This window comes from Rhodohalobacter sp. (assembly GCF_041686455.1).
Lineage (GTDB): Bacteria > Bacteroidota > Rhodothermia > Balneolales > Balneolaceae > Rhodohalobacter.
Window position 1 is genome coordinate 1 of record NZ_JAWLDW010000121.1, and the last position, 7,709, is coordinate 7,709.

Consider the following 7,709-nt stretch of genomic DNA (forward strand, 5'->3'; position numbering starts at 1 on the left):
ATGCATAAAACAGACACCTTTACCGTACAAAACGGTTCCGATACCCGGATAGTTGGCGTGCTTTTGATCATAGCAGCGCCTCTCATCTTTCTGTTTAAGTGGGGAGTCAAACTCTACTTTGAATCTCATATCTCTACAGATCAAATTGCCGCAACCCTGCCACCGTTTGATTTCACCCTGTTTTTTGCCGGATTGGTCTGTTTTGTTCTGGCTGAGATATTGAATCAGGCGGCCATCATGCATGAAGAACAAAAACTGACGGTATAACCATGGCCATCATCGTAAATCTGGATGTAATGCTTGCCAAGCGAAAGATGTCGCTGACCGAGCTTTCTGAGAAGGTCGATATCACCATGTCGAATCTTTCCATATTGAAGACGGGAAAGGCCCGGGCAATTCGTTTTTCCACACTTGAGGCGATCTGCGAAGCGCTGGAGTGTCAGCCTGGAGATATTCTGGAGTACCAAATAGATAAAGAATGATGAATATCGAATATTGAATACCGAATGTCGAAGTTTTTGCCTCTAATGATAAACATTGGACTGTTTTCTTCAACTTCATCATTCGATATTCGGCGTTCAGTATTCAACATTTCTAAAATTTTTCTGTAAGGAATTCTCTGTTTTTGCTTCTTACAGATAAAAAGAGATTATGAAATCAGAGGAGTTTGACACGAAGAAATATTTTGGGCGAGCCGTGCGCGACATGCAGCCGGATGAGCAACCGAGAGAAAAGCTTTTAAAGTACGGAGCCGATTCTCTTTCCGACGCCGAACTGCTGGCCATTCTGCTGCGAACCGGAACCAAGGGGATGAACGTGATCGACGCGTCGCGAGCGCTGCTCGATCGGTTTGACGGACTGAGGAATTTGTCGCGGCAGAATTGGCAATCGTTAAAGGTGATTCCGGGAATTGCCAAGGTCAAGGCGCTTACGCTCGAGTCCGTATTTGAGTTGTCCAAGCGGATTCAAATGGCATCGCTAGGTGATCAGGTGAAAATTACGTCACCGGATGATGCCGCTGCATTTTTTGCTCCGCGATTGAGAGATCTGCCACACGAAGAGTTTTACGTGGCATTTTTGAATAACGCAAAAATTCTGACCGGATATAAGAAAATAAGTCAGGGTGGAAATAAGGCTACAGTTGTGGATGTGCCAGAAGTGATGCGCCAGGCTATTTTAAATCAGGCCAATTCGATTTTGGTGGCTCATAACCATCCGTCAGGATATGCAAAAGAGTCTGCTTCAGATATCAATCTGACAAATCGTATTATTGAAAGCGGCAAACATATTGGAATTCCACTTGATGATCATATCATCATTGCGGGAGATCAGTATATAAGCTTTAGAAATAAAAACCTGATTCGCTAGCGGGTGAATCTGAATGAAAATATAAATTTACCTACGCTTTTATACGTATAATCTAATTTGCTCAAAACGTGTCAACTGTTATCTTCATATCTCAAAACAAAAATCATAAGGGGTATGGACTATTCTGAACTTGTAGATGCTTTACGAAATGGGGATAGCAATTCTGTGAATGAGATTTGTTCCGATTCGCTGATCATCTTGAAAAAATATCTGATTGCCACCATGGGGGCTTCCCCTCATGATGCAGAGGATGCTGTTCAGCAGATGTTCGAATATTTGATCCCGAAAATCCGCATGGATGTAATTGATAATCCGGGCGGCCTGGCAAAATATATGATGAAGGCTTCCAGGCACAGCTATCTGAACTTATTGAGAGATCATGATCTCAATGATCATGAAGTACTGAGCGAAGAGCCACATGTGGATGAAAACCAGATATGGGATCTTGTAAATGATGAGCGGGCAAAAATTTTAAAACTCTGTATCGAACAGCTCAAAACCCATTATCGCGCTCTGGTTGACTTTATTTTTAAATATCCGGAAGCGGATGCTAAAGACGTTGCCGAAAAATTTGACATTTCACTGAATAATGCATGGCAGCGTAAACACAGAGTTATTAAGAAGTTAACTTCTTGTGCTGAAAAGCATTATTAAAAAGTAAATTTATTCTGTAAGGATTGTTGAAAATCAGTTTCTTACAGCTGAATACTGTATTTGAAAATTCAGGCTATTATTGAATAGTAAATAAAGAGAAATGTCAGAAAAAGAGATCTACAGAGAAATTACCCGTTATATAGATGGAGATCTTTCTAAAGAAGAAGTGGAAGACCTTTGGGCTCAGTTTGTAGATAATCCTGAGTACTATAAATGGTTTGAAACAGAATTACATTTGAGAGATCTGGCGAAAAGGGCTTCCGAATCCAATATCCATTCTATCCATTCCGATTCTGAACAGAAAACTCCGATAAGCTTCTGGAAAAGTTCAAAAGGCTGGATTTTAGCCGCAGCTGCAGCCGTGCTGATCAGTTTTGGTTTGCAATTTCATTCAAACAGTGACACACTTACCTACCATCCGGACTCTATTTCACAAATTGACTTAAATGAAATGTCGGGTTCAGACATTTTACGTTCAGAGGGAGATGTCTCGCATACAATAGATATTGAGATTAACAGAGCTTTAGCGTCTGCCTACGAAGATGATTCGGAAGGTGCCGTTAGAAAATTCAGGGCGTTACTTCTTCAGGATCCCGATCCTCAACAGAAAGCAAGAATTGAGCTGAACCTGGGTATCCTGTACTACAATATGGCCGTTTATGAGCAGGCGACAGTGTTTTTTGAGACTGTTACCAAGACAGACGCGATGAATAGATTTTTCACGGAAAAAGCATGGTGGTTTTTAGGAAACGCCTATTTGAATCTGGAGATGCTTAAAGAAGCCAGAGAGGCAGTTCATAACGCCTATACATCAGATGGCAGATATGTAGATCCGGCACTGTCTCTATTAAAGAAACTTGATGAAGAGCTAGGCAATGAAACTAATCAGGCAGATGCAGCAGAAATGCCTGGAGATTGAGGTCATTTACATGTTGAACAGGGAGTTGGAGGGTTTCCCGTTTTTACATGATTCATCAAAAATTGATGTATTGAAAGCTCTGCCTCATCTTTACCGGGCTTCACCTTTTTATACTTTCCATTTGGTATGAGTACCCACCTCTGCTGATTATCCTTCATATTGAGGTTTAGAAAAAACTTTAAATATTTTTTGAGTGTACTGTTCTCAATAGGAGCTAAAACTTCAATGCGCGCATCAAGGTTACGGTGCATCCAGTCTGCTGATCCAATAAGGTATTTCTCTTCACCTCCGGCATGAAAATAGTAGCAGCGGGAGTGTTCTAAAAAGCGTCCGACTATGGCATGAACATGAATATTTTCACTCAATCCCTTCTTTTGAGGGATTAACCTGCAAACGCTTCTTACAATCAGGTCGATTTTAACACCTGCTTCCGAAGCTTCATAGAGTTTTTGAATAATCAACGGGTCTTCAAGGTTATTCATTTTGCCTATGATACGTGCTTCTTTGCCATTTTTTGCAGCCTTAATTTCACTGTCTATAAGATCTGTAATTCGATTTCTCATATGTTTCGGAGCAACAAGCATCTTTTCGTACGACTGTTCCGGCGCATAACCCGTAAGCAGATTGAATATATCAGTTACGTCTGAGGCCAAATCTTCCCTGCAGGTAAAGTATCCCAGATCTTCGTAGAGCTGTGCTGTATCGGGGTGATAGTTGCCGGTGCCGATATGCAGATATCTTCTCAAGCCATCGTCCTCTTCACGGACTACAATGGTGAGTTTAGTATGGATTTTTAATCCAGCAATTCCGTATGAGACGTGGGCTCCGGCCTTCTCAAGTTTTTGTGCCCATGAAATATTGCGCTCCTCATCAAATCTTGCTTTGAGCTCAACTAAAACAGCAACCTGTTTATCTGCTTCTGCGGCTCGAACCAGAGCATGCATAACCGGCGAGTCGCTGGAAGTTCTGTACAGTGTCTGCTTGATAGCAAGTACTTTAGGATCTTTGGCGGCTTCTTCAACAAAACGCTGAGTGGATGTTTCAAAACTTTGATAGGGATGATGGACTATAAAATCCCCGTCCCGAATCGCATTAAAAATATCCGGCAGCTCCTCGTCCAGTTCGTGTTTGAAAACCGGGTGGAGTGTGGGGGTCCAGGGTGTATCTTTTAAATGATCATAGCCTTCAATATCGTAAAGCTGAGTTGCGTCTGCGAGGCCCAGCGGACCGTCCATATCAAATACATCATGTTTTTTGATATTCAGCTGACTAAGTAAGAAATGTTTTACATCATCGGGCGTCTCCTTATCAATTTCCAGCCGGACGATTTCTGCAAAACGTCTTTCCCTGAGTTCGTCTTCGATCAGTTCCAGCAAGTCATCAGCCTCTTCTTCATTCCGTTCGATATCCGCGTTGCGTGTAACCCGAAAAATATGTGCGGAAATAATATCCATACCGGGAAAGAGAGTGGATATTTTCTGTTTAATAAGATCACTTGTAGAGAGTAAAATCACTTCGCTTTTCTCTTTTTGAAGCATGATCCAGCGGGGCCTGTTTGCAGGTATCTTAACTCTGGCAAAATGATGTATGTCGGAGTCCCTCTCCTTAAGTTTTATGGCAAGCGACCGGCTTTTATTGGAAATAAATGGGAATGGATGACCTTCATCAACAGCCAATGGGGTAATGATGGGATAGATTTGTTTTGAAAAGTAGTCGTCAGCCTTCTCTTTTAGTTCTGTATTCAGCTTATTGTAGGTTAATATTTTAATTCCCTCATTCTGTAGAGCGGGAAGCAGATCATTGAAAAAGCAGTCGCGATAAGCACGAATCATCTTGCCAACATCTTTCCGTATGGCGGTGAGTTGTTCCTTAGGGGTGAGTCCGTCGAGAGAAAGTTCTCTAACACCCGCATGATATTGCCGCTTCAGTCCGCCAACACGTTTTTGATAAAACTCATCCAGGTTTGAACAGACAATTCCGATAAACTTAACTCTTTCAAGCAGAGTGTTATTCGGGTTTTGAGCTTCATGTAAAACTCGCCAGTTAAATTTTAGCCAGCTTAACTCGTAGTTGATGAAATACTCTTTGCCGAATATCTTTAGATCGCTGGGTTGATCGTCCGGATTTAATCCTTTATTACTCAATATTTCATTCTTTTTACGATTAACAGCTTCTTTTTTACCTGTAAAGGCAGAGTTTTTTAATAGTATATCCGGCAGTCGGGACGAATTAGCCATAGCTCAGTTGCAATAAGCAATTACAGTTCAAAATAAGTATTATAATGTTACCTAAGTTTAAACAAATCAGACAAGATTCGCTTTGCAAAACCCTTTATTAGATCCAGAAGAGAAAGATTTTACGGTAGAAGAGAACCTTCGCCCATCATCCCTAAGTGAATTTGTTGGTCAGCAAAAAGTGATCAGCAATCTGAATGTATTTATTCAGGCCGCTAAAAAGAGAAACGAGGCGCTGGATCACGTTATTCTTTCAGGCCCACCGGGATTGGGAAAAACGACGCTTGCCTACATTATAGCTTCTGAGATGGGTGTGCAGATCAAACCGACAACCGGACCCGTACTGGAAAAGCCGGGAGACTTGGCCGGTTTGCTCACCAATCTGGAACAGGGTGATGTCTTGTTTATTGATGAAATTCACCGTCTCAACCCGGTTATTGAAGAGTACCTCTACTCTGCAATGGAGGATTATAAGCTGGATATTGTAATCGATTCAGGCCCAAATGCACGCAGCGTTCAGATCGATCTGAATCACTTTACACTGGTTGGGGCAACGACCCGAAAGGGATTGCTAACCGCTCCGCTACGTGCTCGTTTTGGGATTGATATGCGGCTGGATTACTACGATACAGAGCTTTTACAGAGAATTGCACTGCGAACAGCTCACATTCTCAACTTTGGAATTACGGAGTCGGGTGCACACGAAATTGCCCGCCGAAGCCGTGGAACACCGCGTATTGTGAACAAGCTGCTGAGAAGAACCCGAGATTTTGCACAGGTTGATGGACTGACCGAGATCGACGATAAGATTGCAGACAAAGCTCTGAACGCGTTGGATGTGGATCAAAACGGTCTGGACGATATGGATGTTCGAATTCTGAAAGCGATCATTGAAAATTATAGCGGCGGACCTGTCGGGCTAAGCACACTTGGCGTGGCTGTTGGAGAAGATAAAGGGACGATAGAGGAAGTGTACGAACCTTTCTTGATTAAAGAGGGTTTTATGCAGCGAACACCCAAAGGTCGCGTGGCAGCCGCAAAAGCTTATCAATATCTTGGGATTAGTGATTCCGCTTCTGCGGCGGACAGTGATCTCTTTTCCGGGGATCAGTAAAATTGTAATGAGTGAAAACATTGCAAAATTTTCGTAGTTTCAATCCGCTTTTAAATCAACGAATTAATTTCTACAGACAATATTGATGAAAAGATTATTTACTTCCGAATCGGTATCAGAAGGGCACCCCGATAAAATTTCAGACCAGATTTCAGATGCAATTTTAGACGCTATGTTGAAGGAAGACCCGAATTCTCGCGTTGCCGTTGAAACCTTGGTAACGACAGGGTTGGCCGTTGTTTCCGGTGAGGTTACAACAGATGCTTACGTTGATGTACAGGAAACGGTTCGGGAAGTGATTCGTGAAATTGGCTACACCAAAGCGAGCTACCGATTTGATGCTGATTCTTGCGGAGTACTGACTACTATTCATCAGCAAAGTCCCGATATTGCACAGGGAGTTGATGAGTCTGGCGAGAAAAAGCAGGGTGCAGGTGATCAGGGGATGATGTTTGGTTATGCGAATCAGGAGACTGAGCAGTACATGCCGATGACGCTGCAGTATTCTCATGATCTGCTTCGTAAACTGGCACATATTCGCAAAGAGACTGCACTGATGCCGTACTTGGGGCCGGACAGCAAGAGTCAGGTTACGGTGGAGTATGATGATAACAGACAGCCTAAGCGGATCGACACAATTGTGATTTCAACTCAGCACGATGAGGGAGTTGAACAGGCTCAGATCAAACAGGATATCAAAAAGCACCTTATTGGAACAGCTATTCCGGAAGAGTTTATGGATGCCAATACCATTCTGCATGTAAACCCAACCGGTAAGTTTGTGATCGGCGGACCACATGGTGATACGGGCCTGACCGGTCGGAAAATTATTGTTGATACGTACGGCGGACGAGGTGCGCACGGTGGGGGTGCTTTTTCAGGAAAGGATGCATCAAAAGTAGACCGAAGCGCGGCTTACGCTACACGGCATATCGCAAAGAATATTGTAGCTGCTGAATTAGCGGATGAGTGCCTGGTTCAGGTTGCTTATGCGATTGGTGTTGCTGATCCGGTATCTATCAATGTGAATACTTACGGTACCGGTAAAGTGGATGATATGAAGCTTGCCGAAGCGATTATGAAAACATTTGATCTTACTCCGGCCGGTATTATAAAAAGGCTGGATTTGACAAAACCCGGATTTAAAAAGACCGCAGCTTACGGCCATTTTGGCCGCGATGAATTCACCTGGGAGAAACTGGATTTTGTGGATCAGATAGCGAATGCTGTTAAGTAGATCTGAGACATGAGATTTGAGTCTCCTCGTTTGGAGCTCCGCTCCGTGACGACTAGCATGCAGCTCCGCTGCATTTAAGAATTCCCTCCCCTCTCGAGAGGGGAAAAGCGTAAATAAAGAGGCGCAGCCTGCTTTATTTAGCGAGGGGTGTGTTAGTGTCCAGTGCTCGGGAGGTCAGGAGCA

General features: G+C 43.2%; 8 protein-coding genes. 7 read left to right on the top strand and 1 reads right to left on the bottom strand.

All coding sequences use genetic code 11. The features are described from left to right. The 5 genes from ACESM0_RS11590 to ACESM0_RS11610 all read left to right on the top strand — a co-directional run. The coding region (locus ACESM0_RS11590; RefSeq protein ID WP_372906371.1) for a DUF2975 domain-containing protein at positions 1-267 on the top strand (267 nt) is incomplete at its 5' end. 2 nt (positions 268-269) lie between these two features. Further along, positions 270-482: a helix-turn-helix domain-containing protein gene (locus ACESM0_RS11595; protein ID WP_372906372.1), complete on the top strand. Its 213-nt coding sequence runs from the start codon at positions 270-272 to the stop codon at positions 480-482. A gap of 169 nt (positions 483-651) precedes the next feature. Beyond that, complete coding sequence (gene radC, locus ACESM0_RS11600; protein ID WP_372906373.1) at positions 652-1,368, top strand: RadC family protein; 717 nt, start codon at positions 652-654, stop codon at positions 1,366-1,368. Positions 1,369-1,482: 114 nt separating this feature from the next. Further along, a complete protein-coding gene (locus ACESM0_RS11605; protein ID WP_372906374.1) occupies positions 1,483-2,022 on the top strand; it encodes an RNA polymerase sigma factor in 540 nt (179 codons plus the stop codon). A gap of 100 nt (positions 2,023-2,122) precedes the next feature. Next, a complete protein-coding gene (locus ACESM0_RS11610; protein WP_372906375.1) occupies positions 2,123-2,941 on the top strand; it encodes a tetratricopeptide repeat protein in 819 nt (272 codons plus the stop codon). Between the two features lie 2 nt (positions 2,942-2,943). On the opposite strand, the gene ppk1 is transcribed toward ACESM0_RS11610, so the two are convergent. After that, on the bottom strand, positions 2,944-5,178 hold the full coding sequence (gene ppk1 / locus ACESM0_RS11615; protein WP_372906376.1) for a polyphosphate kinase 1: 2,235 nt from the start codon (positions 5,176-5,178) through the stop codon (positions 2,944-2,946). Positions 5,179-5,260: 82 nt separating this feature from the next. On the opposite strand from ppk1, the gene ruvB reads away from it, so the two are divergent. Beyond that, positions 5,261-6,289 carry a Holliday junction branch migration DNA helicase RuvB gene (gene ruvB, locus ACESM0_RS11620; RefSeq protein WP_372906377.1) on the top strand — a complete coding sequence of 343 codons (1,029 nt, stop codon included), beginning with the start codon at positions 5,261-5,263 and terminating at the stop codon, positions 6,287-6,289. 85 nt (positions 6,290-6,374) lie between these two features. Then, positions 6,375-7,526, top strand: coding sequence for a methionine adenosyltransferase (gene metK, locus ACESM0_RS11625; protein WP_372906378.1), 1,152 nt, complete (start codon positions 6,375-6,377; stop codon positions 7,524-7,526). The last annotated feature ends 183 nt before the right edge of the window (positions 7,527-7,709 follow it).

Excerpts from the sequence above, each read along its gene's own strand:
- ACESM0_RS11595 (WP_372906372.1), top strand. The coding sequence starts at position 270 with ATGGCCATCATCGTAAATCTGGATGTAATGCTTGCCAAGCGAAAGATG.
- radC (WP_372906373.1), top strand. The coding sequence starts at position 652 with ATGAAATCAGAGGAGTTTGACACGAAGAAATATTTTGGGCGAGCCGTG.
- ACESM0_RS11605 (WP_372906374.1), top strand. The coding sequence starts at position 1,483 with ATGGACTATTCTGAACTTGTAGATGCTTTACGAAATGGGGATAGCAAT.
- ACESM0_RS11610 (WP_372906375.1), top strand. The coding sequence starts at position 2,123 with ATGTCAGAAAAAGAGATCTACAGAGAAATTACCCGTTATATAGATGGA.
- ppk1 (WP_372906376.1), bottom strand. The coding sequence starts at position 5,178 with ATGGCTAATTCGTCCCGACTGCCGGATATACTATTAAAAAACTCTGCC.
- metK (WP_372906378.1), top strand. The coding sequence starts at position 6,375 with ATGAAAAGATTATTTACTTCCGAATCGGTATCAGAAGGGCACCCCGAT.